Annotated in this window: 18 protein-coding genes and 1 pseudogene; 4 read left to right on the forward strand and 15 right to left on the reverse strand. The window is 62.0% G+C overall.

The genetic code is table 11. The annotated features are described in order from the left end of the window. Positions 1–2: 2 nt before the first annotated feature. The 10 genes and pseudogenes from O3301_RS23715 to O3301_RS23760 form a co-directional block, all read right to left on the reverse strand. Complete coding sequence (locus tag O3301_RS23715; protein WP_305057680.1) at positions 3–1133, reverse strand: zinc ribbon domain-containing protein; 1131 nt, start codon at positions 1131–1133, stop codon at positions 3–5. 65 nt (positions 1134–1198) lie between these two features. Further along, a complete protein-coding gene (locus O3301_RS23720; protein ID WP_289919867.1) occupies positions 1199–1924 on the reverse strand; it encodes a hypothetical protein in 726 nt (241 codons plus the stop codon). A gap of 47 nt (positions 1925–1971) precedes the next feature. Further along, on the reverse strand, positions 1972–2640 hold the full coding sequence (locus tag O3301_RS23725) for a hypothetical protein (RefSeq protein WP_305057681.1): 669 nt from the start codon (positions 2638–2640) through the stop codon (positions 1972–1974). A gap of 252 nt (positions 2641–2892) precedes the next feature. Continuing rightward, positions 2893–3000 (reverse strand): annotated as a pseudogene (locus O3301_RS28625) (zinc-ribbon domain-containing protein); the annotation flags it as partial. A gap of 282 nt (positions 3001–3282) precedes the next feature. After that, positions 3283–5544 (reverse strand): YgiQ family radical SAM protein, encoded by a 2262-nt coding sequence (locus tag O3301_RS23735; RefSeq protein WP_305057711.1) that lies wholly within the window; start codon positions 5542–5544, stop codon positions 3283–3285. Positions 5545–5781: 237 nt separating this feature from the next. Beyond that, positions 5782–6060, reverse strand: coding sequence for a DUF4404 family protein (locus O3301_RS23740; protein WP_034753883.1), 279 nt, complete (start codon positions 6058–6060; stop codon positions 5782–5784). Positions 6061–6071: 11 nt separating this feature from the next. Further along, positions 6072–6284, reverse strand: a complete 213-nt coding sequence (locus O3301_RS23745; protein WP_070219603.1) for a VF530 family DNA-binding protein — start codon at positions 6282–6284, stop codon at positions 6072–6074. Positions 6285–6393: 109 nt separating this feature from the next. Then, positions 6394–8547 carry a M3 family metallopeptidase gene (locus tag O3301_RS23750; RefSeq protein WP_305057683.1) on the reverse strand — a complete coding sequence of 718 codons (2154 nt, stop codon included), beginning with the start codon at positions 8545–8547 and terminating at the stop codon, positions 6394–6396. A 223-nt stretch (positions 8548–8770) separates the two neighbouring features. Next, positions 8771–10915 (reverse strand): M3 family metallopeptidase, encoded by a 2145-nt coding sequence (locus tag O3301_RS23755; protein WP_369812236.1) that lies wholly within the window; start codon positions 10913–10915, stop codon positions 8771–8773. A gap of 168 nt (positions 10916–11083) precedes the next feature. Beyond that, positions 11084–11302, reverse strand: coding sequence for a SlyX family protein (locus tag O3301_RS23760; protein WP_046683207.1), 219 nt, complete (start codon positions 11300–11302; stop codon positions 11084–11086). Positions 11303–11462: 160 nt separating this feature from the next. Between O3301_RS23760 and O3301_RS23765 the strand changes: the two genes are divergently transcribed. After that, positions 11463–11861, forward strand: coding sequence for a type II toxin-antitoxin system RelE/ParE family toxin (locus tag O3301_RS23765; RefSeq protein ID WP_305057685.1), 399 nt, complete (start codon positions 11463–11465; stop codon positions 11859–11861). Beyond that, the gene (locus O3301_RS23770) at positions 11858–12214 is read left to right on the forward strand and encodes an addiction module antidote protein (protein WP_305057686.1); all 357 of its coding nucleotides are present in this window, start codon (positions 11858–11860) and stop codon (positions 12212–12214) included. Before O3301_RS23765 ends, O3301_RS23770 begins: the two co-directional genes overlap by 4 nt. A gap of 7 nt (positions 12215–12221) precedes the next feature. Here O3301_RS23770 and O3301_RS23775 read toward each other — a convergent pair whose 3' ends face one another. Then, complete coding sequence (locus O3301_RS23775; RefSeq protein WP_077398209.1) at positions 12222–14282, reverse strand: UvrD-helicase domain-containing protein; 2061 nt, start codon at positions 14280–14282, stop codon at positions 12222–12224. A 209-nt stretch (positions 14283–14491) separates the two neighbouring features. Between O3301_RS23775 and O3301_RS23780 the strand changes: the two genes are divergently transcribed. Continuing rightward, positions 14492–14977 carry an SRPBCC family protein gene (locus tag O3301_RS23780; RefSeq protein ID WP_099666092.1) on the forward strand — a complete coding sequence of 162 codons (486 nt, stop codon included), beginning with the start codon at positions 14492–14494 and terminating at the stop codon, positions 14975–14977. Between the two features lie 113 nt (positions 14978–15090). On the opposite strand, the gene O3301_RS23785 is transcribed toward O3301_RS23780, so the two are convergent. Both O3301_RS23785 and O3301_RS23790 read right to left on the reverse strand, forming a co-directional pair. Next, complete coding sequence (locus O3301_RS23785; RefSeq protein WP_305057687.1) at positions 15091–16212, reverse strand: HD-GYP domain-containing protein; 1122 nt, start codon at positions 16210–16212, stop codon at positions 15091–15093. Positions 16213–16377: 165 nt separating this feature from the next. After that, the gene (locus O3301_RS23790; protein WP_251351550.1) at positions 16378–17826 is read right to left on the reverse strand and encodes a dihydrolipoyl dehydrogenase; all 1449 of its coding nucleotides are present in this window, start codon (positions 17824–17826) and stop codon (positions 16378–16380) included. Between the two features lie 129 nt (positions 17827–17955). On the opposite strand from O3301_RS23790, the gene O3301_RS23795 reads away from it, so the two are divergent. Continuing rightward, entirely contained in the window at positions 17956–18846 is an 891-nt protein-coding gene (locus O3301_RS23795) for an ArgP/LysG family DNA-binding transcriptional regulator (RefSeq protein WP_305057688.1), read from the forward strand. 14 nt (positions 18847–18860) lie between these two features. Here O3301_RS23795 and O3301_RS23800 read toward each other — a convergent pair whose 3' ends face one another. After that, positions 18861–20912, reverse strand: coding sequence for a primosomal protein N' (locus tag O3301_RS23800; RefSeq protein WP_289914051.1), 2052 nt, complete (start codon positions 20910–20912; stop codon positions 18861–18863). Positions 20913–21752: 840 nt separating this feature from the next. Then, positions 21753–22838: a uroporphyrinogen decarboxylase gene (hemE, locus tag O3301_RS23805; RefSeq protein WP_099666089.1), complete on the reverse strand. Its 1086-nt coding sequence runs from the start codon at positions 22836–22838 to the stop codon at positions 21753–21755. Positions 22839–23013: the final 175 nt, after the last annotated feature.

Here is a 23013-nt window from a genome sequence, read left to right on the forward strand (position 1 = left end):
CTTTACTTGAGTTTATGCGCGCATTCGCCGCAAAACACATCATCGGATGCGACCGGTGCCTTGCAGCTTGGGCACTGCAGGCTGTCAGCCGGCGCGGCGGCCGGTGCAGCGGCAGCGGCGGGCGCGGCGGGGGCGCTCGCCTGCTCGGCCAGGGCACGCGCGCGCTCGCGCGCTTCCTCGGCTTTTTTCTTGACCGTAGCCAGGCCGTCGTTCAGGCTCGCTTCCGAGGCGCTGAAGTCGACATTGCGCGTGGCGTCCAAGTAAATGATGCACACGCCCTTGGTAAAGATCAGGCCAGGCACTACGGCCGCGGCCGCCATCAGCAAGCCGCCGCCCAGGCCGGCTGCGACGATGTAGCCGGAACCGGAGCCGCCGCGACCCAGGCCCGCAGCCAGCGCATACATATTCATCTCGCCCAGGCTGAGGATGCCAGCCGACATGCCCGTGGTGAGCGACACGCCGGTACCGAGCACGCCAAAGATCAGCAGGGCCACAAACGCGGTGATCAGGAACAGCAGCACTTCCAGCAAGATCACGGACACCAGCTTGGTGCGCACGATCTGGTTCAGGCGGGCAATGATCTGGAACACGCTGGCGCCCGACCAGGCGGCAGGGCCGGCCAGCGGCAGCATCACGTAGAACAACGCAAAGACCAGCACGCCCAGCACGATGGCCGACAGCGGGAAGACGACCGCGTACAGCACGGGGCCGAGCATGGGGATCTTGCAGACGAACAAGATGATGGCGATGGCGATCATGGCCGCCAGCACGATCAAAAATTCAAGGAAGACGACCGCGATCAGGCGGTGGCTCGTGTACAGCGAAACGAGCACGGCATCCACCAGGCTCATGCCCGGCTGGCCTTGCGCATCGCGCATCAGCAGGATGCCCACGGCATTGGAACCGTAGAACATCACGAGGAAGGCCATCAAGGCGGCCAGGAAGGCCAGCAGCGCACTGCTCATGCCGCCGGCAAGCATCGTCAGCACGCCACCGACGAGCACGGCACCGATGAAGGTCAGGGCCAGCAAGGCAATCGCGCGGAAGTTCCTGATGGCGTCGGTCGCTTCGATCAGCGAGCCCACGGCGGAAGAAAAGGGAAGAGGTTTAGCTGCTTCTGTGGAAATGGTCATGTCTAGCCTGAAAGGGGGAAATCGGAAGGGGACGGCCTGCCTGGCCGCCCCGTGGTAACACGGTGTTAGTAGGCCTGCGCCAGTTGCAGCTCGGATACAGGCGCCTGGCGCTGGACGATCTGCAGCTTGACGTCCTGGCCACCGACGCGCTTACTATTCAGGTACAGGGCCGTGCGCACCGGGTAAATGCCCTGCGGCACGCCTTCCGGCATGGGAATCGAGAAGCCGCCCTTGTAGGCGCCGCTGCCGTTATTGCTGCTGACCACCTTGCGCACGGTTTTGATCAAGTCGCCATTTGGCTTGTACAGGCTCAATTCCTCTTCCACCAGCGGGTTCGGATCGCGCGTGCCGGCCGCCACTTCGATATACGAATTGGTCTGCGCCTTCTGGCCCGGACGCACGGAGGATGGCGTAAAGCCCGTCTCGTATTTCACCAGGGTCGACTGCTCGGGCAGCTTGCCCTTGTTGGCCACCTTGTAGTCGGTCTGCACTTGCTGCGCCGTCTTGACTTGCTGGCTTTGATAATTCAAGGCCACGCAAGCGAGCGCGCCCAGGCTGGCGCCCAGGGCCGCGCCGCGCACGGTGTTGTTGCCGCCGCCCAGCAAGCCGCCCACGACGGCGCCGATGCCGGCCAGCATGGCCGTATTGCATTCGCCGCTGGCCGCGTCCGTGCCGGCGGTAGTGGTATTGCCGGTGGCGCCAGGGCCGCCCGGCGCGGCGCAACCGGCCAGCATCGAGGACACGACCAGCATCGCCACCAGGGGCTTGGCCATTTGTTTCAGGTTTTTCACGTTATTCTCCGGAAAGGTCAAAATAGGGGGAAGGCAAGCAGCGCGGCTTACTCGATCTGGATTTGCGACAGCGCCTTGTCCTGCGCTTCTTTCGCCTTGCGCTTGATGTCGAGCGCGTAGCGGTTGCCCGTGTCCATGCGCAACACGGCATTCGCGTTGGCAATGGCACAGTCGTATTTGCGCTGGCTCATGCAGTGGCTCGCTTCCGACAGGCTGTCCGTGATCACGCTTTCGAGACCGGAAGGCTTGCTGACAGGCGCGGCCGGTGGCGTCACCTTGACGGGCTTGGCGGGTTTTTCCGCGACAGGTGCCGGTGCAGGCGCTGGCGCCGGTGCCGGAGCAGGAACCGGTGCAGGAGCTGCCGCTGGCTCAGGCTCAGGCTCGGCAGCAGGTGTCGCGGCATGGTCGGCCGTCGTGGCGCCATCGAGCGCAGGGTCGCTGATGGCCAGCGGCTGCTCGGCGGCAGCCGTCGTGTCTTCGGCGGGAAGCGTCGGCGTGGGGACTGGCGCGGGTTCCGCAGGCTTGGCTGACAGGTAATAGTATCCGCCTGCCGCCCCCACTACCACCACCGCCGCGACGGCTGCGACGATCAGCTTGATGCGGCTGCCACCGGCCGGGCTGTCGGATGCCGCTGCGGGCACGCTGGCGGGTGCGGGAGCAGGTTCCGCTGCGGGGCCAGGATCGGCACGGCGCTTTTCCAGCACTGGCGCTGGCACTGGGGCAGGCTCAGGTTCCGGCTCAGGCACGGGTATGGATGCAATGACGGGCTCAGTGACGGGCTCGATAAGCGGCTCGATCACGGGGGCGCTCGCAGCCTCGATGACCGGCTCGATGCGCGGCTCGATGACCGCTTCCGGCAGCGGGGGCGGCACCGCTGCGGCAACGGGCGCCACGGCAAAGCTGAATGCGCACTTGGGGCAGAACTTGGCGTCCGGCTTGCAATCATGGCCGCACTGGCCGCAGGATTTGCCCGGCACGGGAGCGGCGGCGGCAGGAGCAATGGCAAACGTCGTGCCGCAGGAAGAGCAGAATTTTGCGCCCGGCTTATTCTCGGCCTGGCAGGAAAGGCATTTCAATTGGCATCTCTTTTCATCTAAACGCTGGAAGGCGCGTACGCTGGCGCTTGCCAGAATGGCAGCATTGTTGCCGTACGGCTAAATATTCAACGAGTATATTTTCAAACATCAAGTTGCCACAAGGGAAAATTGCCTTTTGCTCTATTCATTTTTTAAATATTGGTAAAAATTCCGCCATCACGGCATGTCGCGCCCCATGCTGGTGCGCAGATAACAAAAAAACCCGGCAACGCTGTGTGCGTTGCCGGGTTTTCAGGCGATGCCCGGGGTGCCGAGGACGGCTTACTTGCGTCCGCCCCGTGCCGGCGCGGCATGGCTGCCCTTGGCTGGCGGCTTGCTGCCACGGCCCATCGGCACGGCGGCCGGCTTGGCCTTCGTCTTGATGGTCGACAAGATCGATGGACGCACCTTCGACTCGACGGCGGTCGCCTTCGGCGCCGCGGCCGTGCCGCCCAGGGCGATACGGTTCTTGCCCGGCGTAACCTTGAACTTATCCGGCGTGCCGGCGCCATGCGTCTGGCGGCTGCGTTCGCCGGCGGCCAGACCGCCCGACTCGGACGAGGTCCAGGCAGGAATCAAATGCTTGTCGCCATTGCCGATCAAGTCGCCACGGCCCATGTTGACCAGCGCTTCGCGCAGAATCGGCCAGTTGGCCGGGTCTTGGTAGCGCAGGAACGCTTTATGGGTGCGGCGGATCTTGCCGCTGCGCGCCGTTTCCACCACTTCCGAGTCCGCCGTGACCTTGCGCAAAGGATTCTTGCGCGTGTGATACATGGTCGTCGCCATGGCCATCGGCGTGGGCATGAAGGTTTGCACCTGATCCAATTTGAAATTGTTTTTCTTCAGCCACAGGGCCAGGTTCAGCATGTCCACGTCCGTCGTACCCGGATGGGCGGCGATGAAGTAGGGAATCAAATACTGCTTCTTGCCTGCTTCCAGGGAGAAACGGTCGAACATTTCCTTGAACTCATCATACGCGCCGATGCCGGGCTTCATCATCTTCGACAAAGTGCCCTCTTCCGTATGCTCGGGCGCGATTTTCAAGAGGCCACCCACGTGGTGCGTCACCAGTTCCTTCACGTACTCGGGCGAACGCACGGCCAGGTCGTAGCGCAAGCCTGAGCTGATCAAGACTTTCTTGATGCCGGGAATGGCGCGCGCCTTGCGGTACAGGGAAATGAGCTTGCTGTGGTCCGTGCCCAGGTTGACGCAGATGGACGGGTACACGCAGGACAGCCGGCGGCACGAGACTTCGATCTCTTTTTCCTTGCAAGCGAGGCGGTACATATTCGCCGTCGGGCCACCCATATCGGAAATGGTGCCCGTAAAGCCTTTGGTTTTATCGCGGATATGTTCAATCTCGCGCAAAATCGACGGTTCCGAACGGCTCTGGATGATGCGTCCTTCATGCTCCGTGATCGAGCAAAAGGTGCAGCCGCCGAAGCAGCCGCGCATGATGTTGACGGAAAAGCGGATCATTTCCCAGGCGGGAATATGCGCCTTGCCATAGCTCGGATGCGGGGCGCGCGCATAATTCATGTCGTACACGCCATCCATCTCGTCCATGGCCAGCGGCAGCGGCGGCGGGTTGAGCCACACGTCGCGTTCGCCGTGCGCCTGCACCATGGCGCGCGCATTGCCGGGATTCGATTCCAGGTGGAACACGCGCGAAGCGTGCGCATACATGACGGGGTCATCCTTGACGACGTCGTAGGCGGGCAGGCGCACCACCGTCTTGTCGTGCTTTTCCTTGGCCATGGCCAGGCGCTCTTCGCGGCTCATGATGCGGATCGGCTTGATGACTTCGGCCGATTTCGACGCATTCTCGGTCGCGCAGGCGGTCTTGTCTTCCTGCACCATCTCGTATGGGCTGTAGTGCGGGTCGATCTTGCCGGGCACGTCGACGCGGGTGGAATTGTGCACGCCCCAGTCGTCGCCAGGCAGCCAGCCGGACGGCACCATGAAGGCCGTGCCGCGCAAGTCGCGGATATCCTTGATCGATTCGCCCGCGGCGAGGCGGTGGGTCAGGTCGACCAGCGCCCGCTCGGCATTGCCGAAGATCAACAAATCAGCCTTGGAATCGGGCAAGACGGAACGGCGGACCTTGTCCGACCAGTAATCGTAATGGGCGATGCGGCGCAGCGACGCTTCGATGCTGCCGATGACGATGGGCACGTCGGGATACGCTTCGCGCGCGCGCTGGGCGTACACCGTGACGGCGCGGTCCGGACGCTTGTTCGGTTCCGCGTTCGCCGTGTAGGCGTCGTCGGAGCGGATCTTGCGGTCGGCCGTGTACTGGTTGACCATGGAATCCATGTTGCCGGCGGTAATGCCGTAGTACAGGCGCGGCTTGCCGAGGATGCGGAACGCGTCGGCCGACAGCCAGTCCGGCTGGCTGATGATGCCGACGCGGTAACCCTGCGCTTCGAGCAGGCGGCCAACCAGAGCCATGCCGAAACTCGGATGGTCGATGTAGGCGTCGCCCGTGACGAGGATGACGTCGCACTGGTCCCAGCCCAGCGCGTCCATCTCGGCACGCGACATCGGCAGGAAAGGCGCCACGGCAGCGCGGGCAGACCGCTTGGGAACGGTCGCAAATAAATTGGTAGGGGAGCTCATAGGGTACGGATTGTACCGGAATTGGCCATTTCCAACCTGACGGCCTGCTTTTTACTGTTGGATTTCAGTACAAAAAACGTTTAATTTTCAATTACTTGGGAGAAAGAGGCCCTTGGGGTCAGACCCGGCGGGTCTGACCCCAGATGTTGCTTTAGGGTTAAATTAAATACCCATATTGGCTAGAATCTCACCAAGTTCTCGCAGCGCCGGCTCCAGTTTCGGATGCTTGACGGCAAACTTGGCCGACAATTCCTGGCTGCGCTCGGCCAGTCCATAGGTGGTCGACTCTTCTTCCTGTTCCTGCGCGGCGCGCTTTTCCATCAGCAACTTGATGTCGACATCGAGTTTTTGCAGCAAACCATGCAGTTCTTCATCGACGGGGCCGCTGGTTTCCAGTGTCGAATGCAGTTGTTGCAGCGATTCCTTGAGTTTGCTATCCATGTTTTTTCCTGTCAGTCAGTAAATTGCGTGTCCAGAAACAATTGTTCCACCTTGCTCCTGGCCCACGGGGTCTTGCGCAAAAACTTCAGGCTCGACTTGATGCTGGGATCGCTGATGAAGCAATTGATATCGATGTGCTTGGCCAAGCCGTCCCAACCGTAGTGGGCGTGCAGGCGCGTCACGATACCTTCCAGGGTAATGCCATTCAAATCTTGCTGACTCATATACTCTTTCGACTGCCTTCTTGTTTACATCTTACTCAATTCTACGCCGCCGGCACGGAAAGCTTGCGTGCGCCAGGTCAACGCAACGCAAGCTTCTGATGGGGACGTCTTACTTGGCGTTCAAGCCGCGGCGTTCCAGCAATGGTTCCACGGTGGCATCACGGCCGCGGAAGTCGCGGAACAGCTGCAGCGCATCGACGCTGCCGCCGCGCGACAGCAATTTGCTGCGGAACCAGTCGCCATTCTTGCGCGTCAAGCCGCCGTTTTCCTTGAACCAGTTGACCGATTCCGCATCCAGCTTTTCCGACCACAGGTAGGCGTAATACGCCGCCGAGTAGCCGCCGGAGAAACTGTGCGAGAAGTAGCTGGTGCGGTAGCGCGGCGGCACGGGCGCGTAATCGACGCCCGCGTCCTTCAGCGATGCCGCTTCAAAGGCCAGCACGTCGGTCGGGACCTGGTTCGGCGCCAGCTGGTGCCAGCGCTGGTCCAGCAAGGCCGCCGACAGGTATTCCGTCGTCATGAAACCCTGGTTGAATTTCTTCGCCGCCGTCACCTTGTCGAGCAATTCCTGCGGCATGGCCGCGCCGCTCTGGTAGTGCTTGGCATAGTTTTGCAGCACTTCCGGCCACACGGCCCACATTTCATTGACTTGCGATGGATACTCGACGAAGTCGCTCGGCACGCTGGTGCCGGCAAAGCGCGGGTATTTCACGTTCGAGAACATGCCGTGCAGCGCATGGCCGAATTCGTGGAACATGGTCGTCACTTCATCGAACGTCAACAGCGTCGGCTGGCCGGCGGGCGGCTTCGGAATGTTCAGCTGGTTGGCGACGACGGGATGCGTGCCCATCAGCATAGACTGCGACACGTATTCATTCATCCACGCGCCGCCATGCTTGTTGCCGCGCGCATAGAAATCGGCGATGAACAGGGCCAGCGGCTTGCCGTTTGCGTCCAGCACGTCGTAGACGCGCACGTCCGGGTTGTACACCGGCAAGTCCTTGCGTTCTTTGAAGCTGATGCCGTACAACTTGTTCGCGGCAAAGAAGACGCCGTTGTTCAGCACGCTATTCAATTCCAGGTACGGTTTCAGCTCGTTTTCATCGAAATTGAAACGCTGCTTGCGCAGCTTGTCCGTGTAGATGGCCCAGTCGGCTGCTGCCACCTGGAAACCGCCCTTCTCGGCATCGACGATTTGCTGCAGGTCGGCCGCTTCGCGGCGCGCATTGGCAACGGCCGGTTTCGCCAATTCCGACAGCAGGGTATTGACGGCCGTGGTCGTCTTGGCCGTCTGGTCTTCCAGCGAATACGCGGCGTAGTTGGCGTAACCAAGCAGGGTGGCCCGTTCGGCACGCAGCTTGGCCAGCTTCAGCACGATGGCGCGGTTGTCGAACTCGCCGCCCTGGCTGCCGCGGTTCAGCGACGCATCCATCAGGCGCTGGCGCGTCTTGCGATCCGTCAATACCGCCAGCGGCGGCTGGCCGCTGGTGTTCACGAGGGCGATGACGAACTTGCCGTTCAAGCCACGCTCCTTGGCTGCCGTGGCGGCCGTATCGATATCGCTGTCCGTCATGCCGGCCAGCTCAAGACGCGTGTCGACGACGATGCTCTTGGCATTCGTTTCCTTCAGCACGTTTTGCGCAAAGGCCGTTTCCAGGCCCGCCTGTTCGGCGTTATAGGCTTTCAGTTTTTCCTTGTCCGCATCGGACAGCTTGGCGCCGGCGCGCACGAAATCCGTGTGATAGCGTTCCAGCAGGCGCAAGGATTCGGCATCCAGGCCCAGCTTGTCGCGCTTGGCGTACAGGGTGTCGATGCGGTTAAACAGTTTCGGATTCAGGGTGATGGCGTCGCCATGCGCGGCCAGCTTCGGCGACACATCCACTTCCACCGCTTCGAGCACGCTGTTCGTGTTGGTCGACGTCATGTTGCTGAAGATGCTTTGCACGCGGTGCAGCAATTGTCCCGTGCGCTCGAGGGCCACGATGGTGTTCTCGAACGTGGGCGCCTGGCGGTTGCTGGCGATCGCGTTGACTTCGGCCAACTGGCGTTTCATGCCTTCGGCAAACGCCGGCGCGTAGTGTTCATCCTTGATCAGGCCGAACTGCGGCATCTGGAATGGCAGCGGGCTCGCTTTGAGCAGGGGGTTCTGGGCGCTGACGGCGGCAGCAGGCGCGGTTTTTGCAGTGGCGGCAGCCATGGCGGATGGGGCGGCGTGGGCCAGCATGACGCTGGCGGCGATGACGAGCAGTTGTGGACGGATCATGACATCTTTCAGGAAGCGCGGGAAGAACCGCGATCGCGTCGCGGGCCAGTGGCAGATCATAGCAGCCTGTCACACATGCGTCATCCAACATGGGCGATCCTGTGGTGCATCACGCCAACTGCGCGGTTTACCACGGTTTACGAGCAGAATCGCCAAATAAAAATGGCCGCCCGTTGCGGGGCGGCCATCGATATTCAGCACCGGCCAGGCCGGTGACGGGGGATTACTTGGCGTTCAAGCCACGGCGTTCCAGCAGCGGCTCGATCTTCGCATCGCGGCCGCGGAAGTTGCGGTAGATGTCGAGCGCATCGGCGCTGCCGCCGCGCGACAGCAGTTTATTGCGGAACCAGTCGCCGTTCTTGCGCGTCAGGCCACCGTTTTCCTTGAACCACTCGACCGTGTCGGCGTCGAGCTTTTCCGACCACAGATACGCGTAGTAGCCGGCCGAATAACCGCCCGCAAATGCGTGCGAGAAGTAGGTGGTGCGGTAGCGCGGCGGCGCCGGGGCGAAATCGACGCCCGCGTCGCTCAAGGCGGTTTTTTCAAACGCCAGCACGTCGGTGGGGATCTGCGCCGGGGTCAGCTGGTGCCAGCGCTGGTCCAGCAGGGCCGACGCCAGGTATTCCGTGGTTTTATAGCCCTGGTTGAAATTGTCGGCCGCCGTCACTTTCGCCAGCAGCTCGGCCGGGATGGCCGCGCCCGTCTGATAGTGCTTGGCGTAGTTTTGCAGCACTTCCGGCCACAGCGCCCACATTTCATTGACTTGCGACGGGTATTCGACGAAGTCGCGCGGCACGCTGGTACCGGCGAAGCGCGGGTATTTCACGTTCGAGAACATGCCGTGCAGCGCATGGCCGAATTCGTGGAACATGGTGTTGACTTCGTCAAACGTCATCAGGGTCGGCTGACCCGCTTCCGGCTTCGGAATGTTGAGGTTATTCGCAATGACCGGCTTGCGGTTCAGCAAGGTCGACTGGCCCACGTAGGCATTCGCCCATGCGCCGCCGCGCTTGTTGCTGCGCGCGTATGGATCCAGGGTAAAGATGGCCAGCTGCGTGCCGTCTTCATTGAAGACGTCGTACACCAGCATGTCGGTGTTGTAGACGGGCAAGTCGGTGCGCTGCTTGAAGGTCAAGCCGTACAATTTACCTGCGGCAAAGAACACGCCCTTGGTCAGCACGCTGTGCATTTCAAAGTACGGTTTGAGTTGATTTTCATCAAAGTTGTAGCGTTCGGCACGGACCTTGTCGCTGTAGAAGGCCCAGTCGGCGGCACCTACCTTGAAGCCGCCTTTGCCTGCATCGATGACCTTCTGGATATCGTCCGCTTCACGGCGCGCATTGACGACGGCCGGCTTCGCCAACTCGCCCAGCAAGGCGTTCACGGCGGTCGTGTCGTGCGCCGTCTGGTCTTCCAGCGAGTAGGCCGCGTAGTTCGGGTAGCCCATCAGCGCGGCACGTTCGGCGCGCAGTTTCGCCAGTTCCAGCACTTCCTGGGTGTTGTCGAACTCGCCGCCACGGCTGCCGCGCGCTTGCGAAGCGGCCATGATGCGTTCGCGCACGGCGCGATTGGTCAGCAGCGACAGCGGCGCCTGGCCCGTCGTGTTGACGAGGGCGATCACGTATTTACCGTCCAGGCCGCGCTTCTTGGCCAGGCTGGCGGCCACTTCGATGGCGGCCGGCGACAGGCCGTCCAGCTCTTCACGCGTATCGACGACGACGGCCGAGGCGTTCAATTCCTTCAGCACGTTCTGTGCGAACTTGGTCGACAGGGCAGCCAGCTGGCCGTTGTAGGCGCGCAGCTTTTCCTTGTCCGCCGCCGACAGCTTGGCGCCGGCGCGCACGAAGTCCGTGTGATAGCGCTCCAGCAAGCGTTTCGATTCGGCATCCAGGCCCAGCTTGCCGCGCTTGGCGTACAGGGTGTCGATGCGCTTGAACAATTTGTCGTTGAGCATGATCGCGTCGCTGTGGGCCGCCATTTTCGGCGCCAGTTCGCGTTCCAGGCCCTGGATCGTGTCATTCGTGTTCGAACCGGACATCACGGAAAACACGGTGCGCACGCGGCTCAGCAACTGGCCCGAGCGTTCCATGGCCACGATGGTGTTGTCGAAGGTGGCTGCTTTCGGGTTATTTGCGATGGCATTGATTTCCGCCAGGTTAGCGGCCATGCCTGCCGTAAAGGCGGGCGCGTAGTCAGCGTCCTGCACCTTGTCGAACGGCGGATAGTTGAAAGGCAGGCTGCTGGCCTGCGCAAACGGGTTCGAAACGGGCAGCGCCGCGGCCGCGGTAGCGGCGGTGCTTGGCGCGGTGGTGGCGGTAGCGGCAAAAGCGGCTGGCGCCAGCATCAGGCTGGCGGCGATGACGAGCATTGTTGGACGGGTCATGTCTACTTTCAAGGAACGCAAGAGAGCCGCGATTGTGTCGCGGGCCAGCCTGAAATAATAACAGCCTGAAACACTTGCGTCACCAGCAAAACCGATGGTAGCGCGCCAGCCAGTAATGAACGGTTTTCATGCGCCCTGCACCACGATGCCGATTTAGTAATGCGGCGGACGTTCGTTGACCAGCCCGCCATTTGCCTGCTGCGCCCCGTCGCGCACGTGCTCGCCCAGCTTGTGCAGCATGGCTTCCAGCTGGTCGATGCGCTTGCCCTGCTGGTACACCATCTGGTTCAGCGACTCGACCAGGTCTTCCTGCTGCGCCAGCTTGATTTCGATATCGACGAAACGTATTTCCATCTGTTCTGCATTGTCCATGGTGCTTCTGCTCATTTCTGACTGAAAGCGGCATTCTACCGCCGCAGCGGCGTGCGCCAGAACAAACAAACGGCATTCGTCCCGGTGCGGCGCCGATTCTTGCCTATTCTCTCCTTATAGCTTGATCAAGCCGCTTGACGAATGAGAACAAACGATTACAATGGTTGAACCAACACCAACACCAACACCAACCGAGCCACTGCTGATCGACACGCGCAAGACGGCCGAATACCGGCGCTGGGAAGATTCCCTGCACGATGTGGCGGCCGCCGCCATCGATGCGCGCATCAAGCATTTGCAGCACGGTAAAAAGGGCGACTGGCGGCCAGTGGGTGAAGGCGTGTGCGAACTGCGTTTTTTACAGACGGGACCGGGCTGGCGCGTGTATTTTCATGAAACGAACCGGGGCACCCTGATCTTGCTGCTGTTGGGCGGCAATAAATCCAGCCAGCAGCGCGACATCAGGCAGGCGCAAGCCATCCTGCGGGAGCTGAAAGCCCGGCAGGCGGCCCTCAAGAAAGCAGCGGCAAGCCCCTCGACAGGAGTACGAAAGAAATGAACCACGACATCGACCACGACACCTTCGACCTCGACGACCTGGAAGTATTGGGCCTGAGCAAATTCGACCCGACGCAACACCTGACCAGCAAGGCCGCCGTGGCCGCCTACATGAGCGAAATCGTCGCCACCGGCAATGCCGAACTGTTCCAGTCGGCCATGAACGACGTGGTGCGCGCCTACGGCATGGGCAAGGTGGCGGCCCGTGCCGACATCACGCGTGAAGGCGCGTATAAAGCCTTGCGCGAAGGCAGCAAACCGCGCTTCGAAACCATTTTAAAGATGCTCGATGCGCTGGGCATGCAGCTGGCCATCGTGCCGAAAACCACGCCGGACGGCGCCGCGGAAGCCTGAACGCCGCTTACACTTTCGGCGCGGCCAACAGCGCCTTCATGCGCGCCAGCCGTTCTTTCGGCGAAATCACTTCCGCCTCCGTCGGCACGGCGTCGCCCACGTCGAGCTGCATTTCCTTGATGAAACGCGACGGGTCGCAATGGACTTGCTCGCCGGCCCGCTTGCGCTTCTTACACCAGGTGACGTGCAAGGTGCGCTGCGCGCGCGTGATGCCCACGTACATCAAGCGGCGCTCTTCCTGGATGCGCGCGGCGATGGTTTCGGCCGGCGCATCCGCGTCGCCCTTGTGCGGCAAGATGCCCTCTTCCACGCCGACCAGGAATACGTGCGGAAATTCCAGCCCTTTCGACGCGTGCAGGGTGGACATGCGCACGGCGTCCTGCTCCTCGTCCTTGCCCTCTAGCATCGTCATCAGGGCCACCATCTGCGTCAGTTCCAGCACGTTCTTTTCTTCGCCATCGCGGTCCTTGCCGCCCCGGCCCCGTTCCTTGAGCCAGTTGACGAATTCCAGCACGTTCTGCCACTTGCTTTGCGCTTGGCGTTCCTCGAAGGCATCGTACAGATACGATTCGTAGTGGATTTCCTTCATCATGTCGTCCAGCACTTCGGCCGCGTTATCTCCGCTGCCGGCCGCGCCTGGGCGGCTGGCGCGCGATTCCAGGTCGTTGATGAAGTTGCAGAAGTCGCGCAGCGGCCCCAGCTGGCGGTCCGTCAGCTTGGCTTCGATGCCGCCTTTAAAAACGGCCTGGAACAGCGAACACTGCCACTGACCCGAAAACGCCCCCAGCACCTCCAGCGTCGACTGGCCCACGCCCCGGCGCGGCGTCGTCACGGCGCGGATGAACGCCGGATCGTCGTCTTCGTTCGCCAGCAGGCGCAGGTAGCTGATGATGTCCTTGATCTCGGCCTTGTCGAAGAAACTCTGGCCGCCCGAGATCGTGTACGGGATGCGCTCCTTGCGCAAACACTGCTCGATGATGCGCGCCTGGTGGTTGCCGCGGTACAAAATGGCGTAATCGGAAAATTTGTTCTTGCGCTCGAAATGGTCGGCCGAGATCATGATGGCGACCTGCTCCGCCTCCTGCTCGTCCGTCTGCATGCCCAGCACCTTGATCGGCTCGCCCAGGCCGTGTTCCGACCACAGCGACTTTTCAAACAGTTTGGGATTGTTGCCGATGACGGCATTGGCCGCATTGAGCACGCGCATGGTGGAGCGATAATTTTGCTCCAGCTTGATCACGCGCAAATCGGGGAAATCCGTCTCCAGGGTCTTCAGGTTTTCCACGGTGGCGCCGCGCCACGCATAGATCGCCTGGTCATCGTCGCCCACGGCCGTAAACATCGGCTTCTTGCCGATGCCCGTCACCATCAGTTTCACCAGTTCGTACTGGCAAGTGTTCGTATCCTGGTATTCGTCGACGAGCAGATAGCGCAGGCGGCGCTGCCACTTGTCGCGCACGGGGCCGTTGTTGCGGAACAGTTCCACCGGCAAACGGATCAGATCGTCGAAATCGACGGCCTGGTAGGCGGACAGCGTTGCCACGTAGCTGCGGTAGATGCGCGCCGCGTTGGCCTCGTCCTCGTCCTTGGCTTGCGCCAGGGCCATGTCCGGGTCGATCAGGCCATTTTTCCACAAGGACATGGCGTTCTGGATGCCACGGATCACCTGTTTATCGGTGGTAATGGCGAGGTCTTGCACGAGGGAAAAACAGTCGTCGCTGTCCATGATGGAAAAGCGGTCCTTCAGCCCCACGCCATTGGCTTCCTGGCGCAGGATTTTCACGCCCAGCGAGTGGAAGGTCGACACCGTCAACTGCTTGGCCTGGCGCGGCTGTTTCAACAGCTTGGCGATGCGTTCCTGCATTTCCAGCGCCGCCTTGTTGGTGAAGGTCAAGGCGGCGATGGTGCGCGGGTCATAGCCCCGGTCTTCGATCAGATGGGCGATCTTTTGCGTGATCACGCGCGTCTTGCCCGAGCCGGCGCCCGCCAGCACCAGGCAGGGGCCGTCGAGGTAGGTTACCGCTTCGCTTTGGGGCGCATTCAGACCGAACTGTGGTGCTTTGGACATCAGGGTATTTCCGCAGGGAACAGCAGCCCATTGTAACAGCGTCGCGCCCGCCTTTTGCACGCTGGCGCATGCCCGAAAAACAGGCAACGGCATTGATATATCGCCATATGCCGCCATCTGGGCCGCTGCAATGCGTGCGGCGATGCCACGCCTGGAGTACCATTCCGCCTATATCGCCCCTGCGCGCCCACTTACCGAATGGCAGTCCCATGAAATTTGAACACCTGATTGAAATCAACGATCCCTTGAACCCGCTGATCGACACCTTGACCCTGGAACAGGTCTGGCGCGGCCTCGTCTTGCGCGCCGAATCGCCGAAACTGTTCGTGCCCCACCTGGACGAATGCCAGATCAGCGAGCGCAGCGACGCCGGTTTCGCGCGCAGCCTGCGCTATGGCGAACTGGTCATCAACGACAAGGTGGTGCTGGTGCCGCAACTGCAGGTGCGCTACGAAGTGCCGGCGCAAAAGGATATCAGCGCCTCCTCGCTGGTGATGACGATCGAGATGCCCGACGAAGCGAGCCTGTGGGTGCGCTTCCAGTACGACGACGGCCACGACGCGGCCACCGATGCGGCCAACGCCCTGTACGACGACTTCCGCCGTTCCGCCTACAAGGAGTCCGACATCGACACCGTGCGCATCATGCGCGAACTGGCGCTCGAAGGGCGGCTCGATGCGGGTTTGCTGAATTAAGCTATTCATGTAGAGAGTGTCTGGAAAACGCTCAGGGCTAGGCGCATTGCCGAAGGCCGTACGAAAGTATGACTAGGCAATGCAACAACGCCATGGGCGTCTTTCCAGGCGCTCTACGTTCTGGCGCTGCGGCCCCATAGCTGGTCGGGCCGGAACTGCAGCCCCGCCTGCTCCGCGCTGAGCACTTCGCGGATGGCGTGCAAGTCCACGCGCGTATCGCGCCGCAGCGGCACGTCCAGGCGCGCGCCGCGGGGGCCGATCAGCGATTGCACGTGGGGCGTGGTGGCATTCAAGCCCTTGCGCGTGACGACGCCGATCTCTCCATTCAACAGTTTCACGAAGGTGCCGATGGGGTAGATGCCCAGCTCGCGCACCAGCAGCGAGGCCAGCGGCGCATCCAGGGTGGCCTTGTCGGCCATCAACATTTCGCGCAGGGCCACGTTCGGCAGCAAGGGCTGGCGGTAGCTGCGCTTCGACACGCGCGCGCAATAGCGGTCGGCCAGCATGATCAGGCGGGCGCCGATGCCGATCGCCTCGCCTTGCGTGCCCAGCGGATAGCCGCTGCCATCGATATTTTCATGGTGCTGCAACACGGCTTGCAGCCAGACGGCGTCCGTCACGCCCGTCGCGCGCAGCAAGTCGACACCGGCTTGCGGATGGGCGCGCAAATAGGCGCGTTCCTGCGCATCCAGCGGCCCCGCCTTGTGCTGGAAATCCGCATGGCGTTCCAGCATGCCCACATTCATGCTCAGCGCGGCCAGCACCACGCTGCGGATCACGCCCTCATCGAGTTTCAGGGCGCGCGCCAGCAAGGCCGTGATGACGGCCGTGTCGACGCTGTGGCGCACGGCAAAGTCGCCCGCGCCCTGATTGTGCAGGATGCAGGCCAGCGCCACGTCGGCGTCCAGCACGACCGCTTCTTCCACCAGCTGCGCCAGCGCGGCCAGCGGCAGGTGGCTGCCCGCTTGCCCAGTGGCAATGGACGGCAAGACGAGGGCCAGGCCCGCCGTGACGAGGTTCAGCATGCGCAATGCCGATGGCGCTTCCGTGGCCGTGCGCGGCACGTCGGCACTGGCATCGGCGATGACGCCGCGCGCCAGCAGCAATTCGATCTGGTTTTCGCTGCTGATGACATGGCCCAGCCTGGCCAGCAAGCCGCCCGTTTCGCCGTGCACGTCCCAGGGCAAGGCCACGCCCAGTGCGAGTTCTCCTGCGTAAATGCGCCGAATTTTCACATCGTCTCCATCATCGCCTGCACCCGCCTGTTTTTACCATCCTGGCATCAGCGGTATGTACCGATTGAAATGTTTTTTGCCTTTAATCAATATTTCAATGTGGCAGCGATGATCGCGCAATCATGTGAGCTTGTCTACAAAATTATGTAAATCGCAAAGTTGCATTCAAGGGCCGGGGGTGCAGTCGGCGCAGCCGGGCGCGTGTTCCGGGTCTTTTTCCAGGTGCAGCGCCAGTTCGCGCAAGGCCGTGCGCACGCCTTCCTCGATGACGGGGTGGTAAAACGGCATGTCGAGCATGGCCGGCACGGTCAGCTGCGCCTGGCACGCCCAGGCCAGCAAATGGCCCAGGTGTTCCGCCCGTGGGCCGATCAGCTCGGCGCCGAGAAAGCGCTTGCTGCCGAATTCCGCATACACGCGCAGCAAGCCCTGGTTCTGCAGCATCACGCGGCTGCGGCCTTGGTTGCCGAACGACACGGCGCCGACGGCGAAGCGGCCCGCGTGGCTCACGCACAGTTGCTGGTATGTCGCGCCCAGGGTGGCGATCTGCGGCTCCGTGAAGGCGATGGTCAAGGGCGTGCGGCGCAAGCCCGGTTTGACGTCCGGAAAGCGCGCCGCGTTGTCGCCCGCGATGCGGCCCTCGTCGGCCGCTTCGGGCAGCAGCGGCAGCGCATTGTCGGCATCGCCGGCGATGAAGATGGCGCTCTTGCCACACTGCATGGTGTGCGCATCATGCAGGGGGACACCATGACGGTCGAGCTCGATTTGCGCCGTTTCCAGGCCGATCTTGTCCACGTTCGGGCGGCGGCCGACGGCGGCCAGCAGATACTCGAACTGCTCGGTTTTTTCCACACCCGCGGCATCGCGGCTGGTGAGCAGGATGCCCTTGCCATCGGGCGTTTTTGCCACGTGCGCGACGCCGGTCATGAAGCGGATATCGAGTTCGCGCGCCAGCACGGCGTCCGCCTCGCGCAGCACCAGCGGGTCCGTCAGTTGCGCGACTTTATTGCCGCGCGCAAACAGGGTCACGCGCACGCCCAGCCGCGCCAGCGCCTGGCCCAGTTCCAGGCCGATCACGCCGCTACCGACCACGGCCACGGAAGCGGGCAAGTCCGTCCACTCGAACACGGCATCGCTGGTGATGACTCTGTCTCCCGCCGCCTGCCACTCGGGCGGCACGATGGCCGTGGAACCGGTGGCGATCACCACGCTGGCCGCTTCCACCAAGGTATGTTCATCCACCTGCAATGTGCCGGGGGAAATAAAACGCGCATGGCCGCGCAGTTTTTCTTCGTCGGCAATGGCGTTGACGCCGTCGAGCACGAAGCCGACAAAACGGTCACGTTCGCTGCGCACCCTGGCCATCACTTGCCGGCCATCGATGCGCACGGGGCCAGCATGCACGCCAAAGGCCGGCGCGGCAGCCACGGCATGGGCCGCCTCGGCCGCCGCGATCAAGAGTTTGCTGGGCATGCAGCCCACCCTGGCGCACGTCGTGCCGTACGGCCCGCTTTCTATCATCAGCACGCGCTTGCCCTGCATGCGCGCCGCCCTGTGCGCCGTCATGCCGGCCGTGCCGCTGCCGATCACGGCCACATCCACTCGTATCGTCTTCATGCCGCTGTCCATCCGTTTGAGGTTGCTCACAGCGTTCGATACTACCCGTTTGCTGAAAATAAGGTTTTACTTTGCAGCAATATATGCATTAGTATAACTAATCATTTTCAAAATTTATAAGCTGAGCTAATGGGATCACTCGATTATCGCGCGCTGGCCGTGCTGGACGCCGTCGCCAGCCATGGCAGTTTCGACAAGGCCGCCCTGGCGCTGGGCATCACCCAGTCGGCCGTCTCGCAGCGCATCAAGGCGCTGGAAGACGCCAGCGGGCGCCTCTTGATCATCCGTGGCCAGCCAGCCGTGCCGACGGGCCTGGGCCAGCGCCTGATCGTGCATCACCGCAACGTCAAGCTGATGGAAGCATCGCTCGACATCGACCTGGGCAACAGCGTCAGCATGCCGGAAATCGCCATCGCCATCGATGCCGACAGCCTGGCCACGTGGTTCCCCGACACCTTGTCCGCCCTGCTGGCGCCGCCGCGCTGCCAGCTCGACGTGCGCCTGGCCGACAGCGACAGCGCCTTGCAGATGGTGCGCGACGGCTCCGTGTTCGGCTGCGTGGCGGCCGAGTCCGGCACAGCGATCGATGCGGCCGCCGCCACCAGCGTCACGCCGCTGGGCACCTTGCGCTATGTCTGCGTAGCCACGCCCGTGTTTGCGGGCCACTGGTTCGGCGACGGTTTGATTGCCGAAGCGGTGCAACTGGCGCCGGCCGTCGTGGGCCAGCACGGCTTGCTGGCGCGTTTCCTCGCGGAACAATTGAACATGCGTGAACCGTTTCCGCACCACACCTTGCCGGTGGAAGCGGCGCGCCGCGGCTGCGTCCAGGATGGCCTGGCCTATGGCTTGATGCCGCAGCGCCTGGCCGCGCAGGCGCTGGCGACGGACCGTCTCGTGGATCTGATGCCGGGCAACACCCTGGACGTACCGCTGAGCTGGCACGCCTGGACCCTGGACACGCCGTTTACCAAGCTGCTGTCCGAGCAGATCGTCAAGTCCGCGCGCGATTATCTGAACTAATTCAGTGAATTAATTTAAATATCCAGCGGGTCCACTTCCAGCGACCATTTCACGCGCGTCTTCATGGCGCGCAATTCCATCAGCCATTCCTTTAAAAACGCCTGCAGGGCGGGACGCGAGGCGGATTCCAGCAGCAGCTGCGCGCGGTCCACGTTGTAGACGCGCGTCATGCTCATGGGAATCGGGTCGTTGATGGTCACCTGCGGGTGTTCCATGCATTCCTTGGCCGCCTGCAGGAACTCGATGGCCGTGGCCAGCTCGGGTGCTTCCGCGCGCAGCAGGGCCTGGAACAGGTATGGCGGCAGCGCCGCCTGCGCCCGCTCTTCCAGCAAGGTGGTGGCGAAGTGGTCGTAATCGTGGTTGACGACGGCGTCGTACAGCGGATGGCGCGCATAGCGCGTCTGGATCAGCACTTCGGAAACGCTGCCGCCCTCCGTCTGCGCAGCGCGCCCTGCCCGGCCCGCCACCTGCATCAGCTGGGCGAACAGCCGCTCGCTGGCCCGGTAATCCTGGGAAAACAGGGCCGTGTCCGGATTCAAAATGCCGACCAGGGTCAGCTTTTTGAAATCGTGGCCCTTGGCCACCATCTGCGTACCGATCAGGATATCCACTTCGCCCCGGTGCACGGTGTCGAACGCTTCCTGCGCGCTGCCTTTCTTGCGCGTGGAATCGGCATCGATGCGCAAGATCCGCGCCTCAGGAAACAATTGCTGCAAGCCCTCTTCCACGCGCTGCGTGCCCCGTCCCAGCGGCTGCAGGTCGACGTTGCCGCAGGTGGGGCAATGGCGGGGAATGCGCAGTTCCAGGCTGCAATGGTGGCAGCGCAGCCGGTGTTCGGGCTTGTGCAGCACCATGAACGAGGTGCAGCGCGTGCAGTTGCTGATCCAGCCGCACGATTCGCAGCAGATCACTGGCGAATAGCCGCGCCGGTTCAAGAACAGCAGCGACTGTTCCCCGCGCTCCATGCGCAGTTTCAAGGCAGCTACCAAATGCGAAGTCAGGCCATCTTTCGGCCGGTCGCGTTCCATGTCGAGAATCTTGACGCGCGGCAACACTGCATTCTTGACGGCCCGTTCGCGCAACTCCAGCTTGCGGTAGCGCCCCGTCTGTGCATGGTGCCAGCTTTCCAGCGACGGTGTGGCCGAACCGAGCACGATGGGAATCTGCAATTGCCAGGCGCGCCACACGGCCAGGTCGCGCGCGGAATAGCGCAAGCCTTCCTGCTGCTTGTAGGAAGGATCGTGCTCTTCATCGATGACGATCAATTTGAGTTTCGGCAAGGACGCCAGGATGGCCAACCGCGTGCCGAGCACGATGCGCGCCTGCCCCTGATGGGCGGCCAGCCAGTGCAGCATGCGCTCGCCTTCGGACAGGCTGCTGTGCAGGGTGGCCAGCATGACGCCGGGAAAGCGCGCGCGGATATTGCCTTCCAGCTGGGGCGTCAGGTTGATTTCCGGCACCAGGATCAGGATTTGCGCATCGTCCTCGCGCGCCAGCACCTGGGCGCAGGCTTGCAGATACACTTCCGTCTTGCCGCTGCCCGTCACGCCGTACAGCAGGGTCGGTTTAAAGCCTTGCGCGCCGCCGATGGCGTCGGCCGCCTCTTGCTGGGCAGCATTCAGGGCCGGCATGTTCAGGGGCGTGCCGTCGTGCGCGTCGGCCAGCTTGCCCAGCTTCTTGATGGCGCGGTCGAGCGCCACGGTGGTGAGCACGCGCAAATTCTTCGGTAAACCCGGCAGCGCCACTTCACCGAGCGGACGCTGGTAGTAATCGGCGGCAAAGGCGGCCAGCGCCAGCCATTGCTCCGACAGGGGCGCCAGCTGGCTGCGCACGGCCAGCACGTCCTTCAGTTTCGCGGCGGGCACGTCGGTGCTGTCGGACACGCCGACGATCAGCCCCATCACTTCGCGCCGGCCGAACGGCACCAGCGCCAGCTGCCCCACTTGCGGCAGAGGCACGGCAGCGTCCGCATCCGCCGCCGCGTTCCAGCGGTAGTCGAACAGGGCGTTCAAGGGCGTGTCGAGCGCGATGTTCAGGATGCACGACGTCAAAATGCACTGCGACATGGGGGTAGGGCCTATCTCAATAAAAAAGCGCGCCGCAGAATCGATGGCGCGCGGGATGTCCGGCATCAAGCCAGCGGGCCATGATACTTGTTTCGCCCCTCAAACGCCTAACGGCAGGCACGATGGCGTGGCATCGTGCCTGAAGAAAATTCTGTGGATAACTTTGTGGACAAAGCAAAATTAACTTTCAGAAAAATGTGGACAGAAAATTTCGATCGCCGTCAAGAGCGGCACGCAAGAAAAATTAAGTATTTAAAATCAACGACTTAAAAATTGACGCCCGGGAGGCTGGAAAACCGCAGGGCATTTCCGCCGCTGTGCATAACTGAACCATTTGTAATTTATTTATACAGAAATCAGCCCGCTTTTGCGGCGGCCGATCCGGAAAACCGGCGGCCGCATGCTGCAAAGTTGACAATTGCCGGGCAAGCGTTCGTTTTTACCTGTCGGGCGGCGAAACATTGTTCAATTATCATGCAGTGCAACATGCACTTCAGGTGAAACCTGAACATCGGCGCTAAGTATCGGTTAACAAAATACTTTTCAATTTTATCCACAGAATCTGTTGATAACTTTGTGGACAATGAAGGAATAAGGCAGGCGAACGAAAGAATAACCTTATCAATAGCAACAAAGTCCGCCGAACAAGGCTTTTTTTATGTCTTAATAATCAATAACTTGCAGAGCGTCTCCGGGCATGGCTTTTCGACTGCCTCTTATTTCCGCAGCAAAAAAAATTGTGCATAAGTCGGTATTTCTTGCGAAGGCGCAGCAAAGAAAAAGGCAGGCTTCCGCTGGAAAGCCTGCCTTTCTGCCCCTGCGCCAGGGGAAAACGGCTACTTACTGGCCGCTGCGCATGGCGCGGCTCATGCTGTGCACGGCTTCCACCATGGCTGCCACCGATTCCGGCGGCGTGAACTGGGAAATGCCGTGGCCCAGGTTGAACACGTGGCCCGTGCCTTCCGACGGCGCGCCGAAGGCGTTGAGCACTTTCGCCACTTCGGCGCGGATCTGCTCGGGGCTGGCGAACAGGATGGCCGGGTCCAGATTGCCCTGCAAGCCCACTTTATGGCCCACCAGCTGGCGCGCGCGCGTCAGGTTGACGGTCCAGTCCAGGCCCACGGCATCGGCGCCGATGTCGGCGATCTGCTCGATCCACTGGCCGCCGCCCTTGGTAAACACGATGGCGGGGATTTTCACGCCATCCTTGTCGCGTTTCAATTGCGCCACCACTTGCTGCATGTAGGCCAGCGAGAATTCCTGGTAGGCGCCATCGGCCAGCGCGCCGCCCCAGGAATCGAAAATCATCACGGCTTGCGCGCCGGCATCAATTTGCGCATTCAGGTACTGCGCCACGGAAGTGGCGTTGATGGCCAGGATGTGGTGCATCAGGTCCGGGCGGTTGTACAGCATCTTCTTGATGGTGTGGAACTCTTTCGAGCCGCCGCCTTCCACCATGTAGCACGCCAGGGTCCACGGGCTGCCGGAAAAACCGATCAGCGGCACGCGGCCGTTGAGTTCCGTGCGGATCTGCGTGACGGCCTTGAAGACGTAGTCGAGCGATTCCAGGTCCGGCACTTGCAATGCCTTCACATCCTGTTCCGTGCGCAGCGGGCGCTCGAACTTCGGGCCTTCGCCATCGGCGAAATACAGGCCCAGGCCCATGGCGTCAGGCACCGTCAGGATGTCGGAAAACAGGATGGCCGCGTCGAGCGGGAAACGCTCCAGGGGCTGCAGGGTCACTTCCGTGGCGTAATCGGGATTCTTTGCCAGGCCCAGGAAGGAACCGGCCCGCTCGCGCGTGGCGCGGTATTCGGGCAAATAGCGGCCCGCCTGGCGCATCAGCCAGACTGGGGTGTGCTCGGTCGGCTGGCGCAGCAGGGCGCGCAGGAAAGTATCGTTCTGGAGCGGAGCAAATTGTGGCATGGAAGGCAATCAATAGCTTGGAGAAGCGGTATTATCGCATCCAATCGCCGCCATTTCATTGATTCCGGTGCCGCTTTGCAGCATTTGCCACGCACAGCGATGACTTTCGTTGTGCCAGCCCTTCCATTATGATGATGCACGCCGCCGCGCGCCTTGACCCTGCCTGGCGGCCCTT

This window comes from Janthinobacterium sp. SUN211, assembly GCF_030587315.1.
Lineage (GTDB): Bacteria > Pseudomonadota > Gammaproteobacteria > Burkholderiales > Burkholderiaceae_D > Janthinobacterium > Janthinobacterium kumbetense.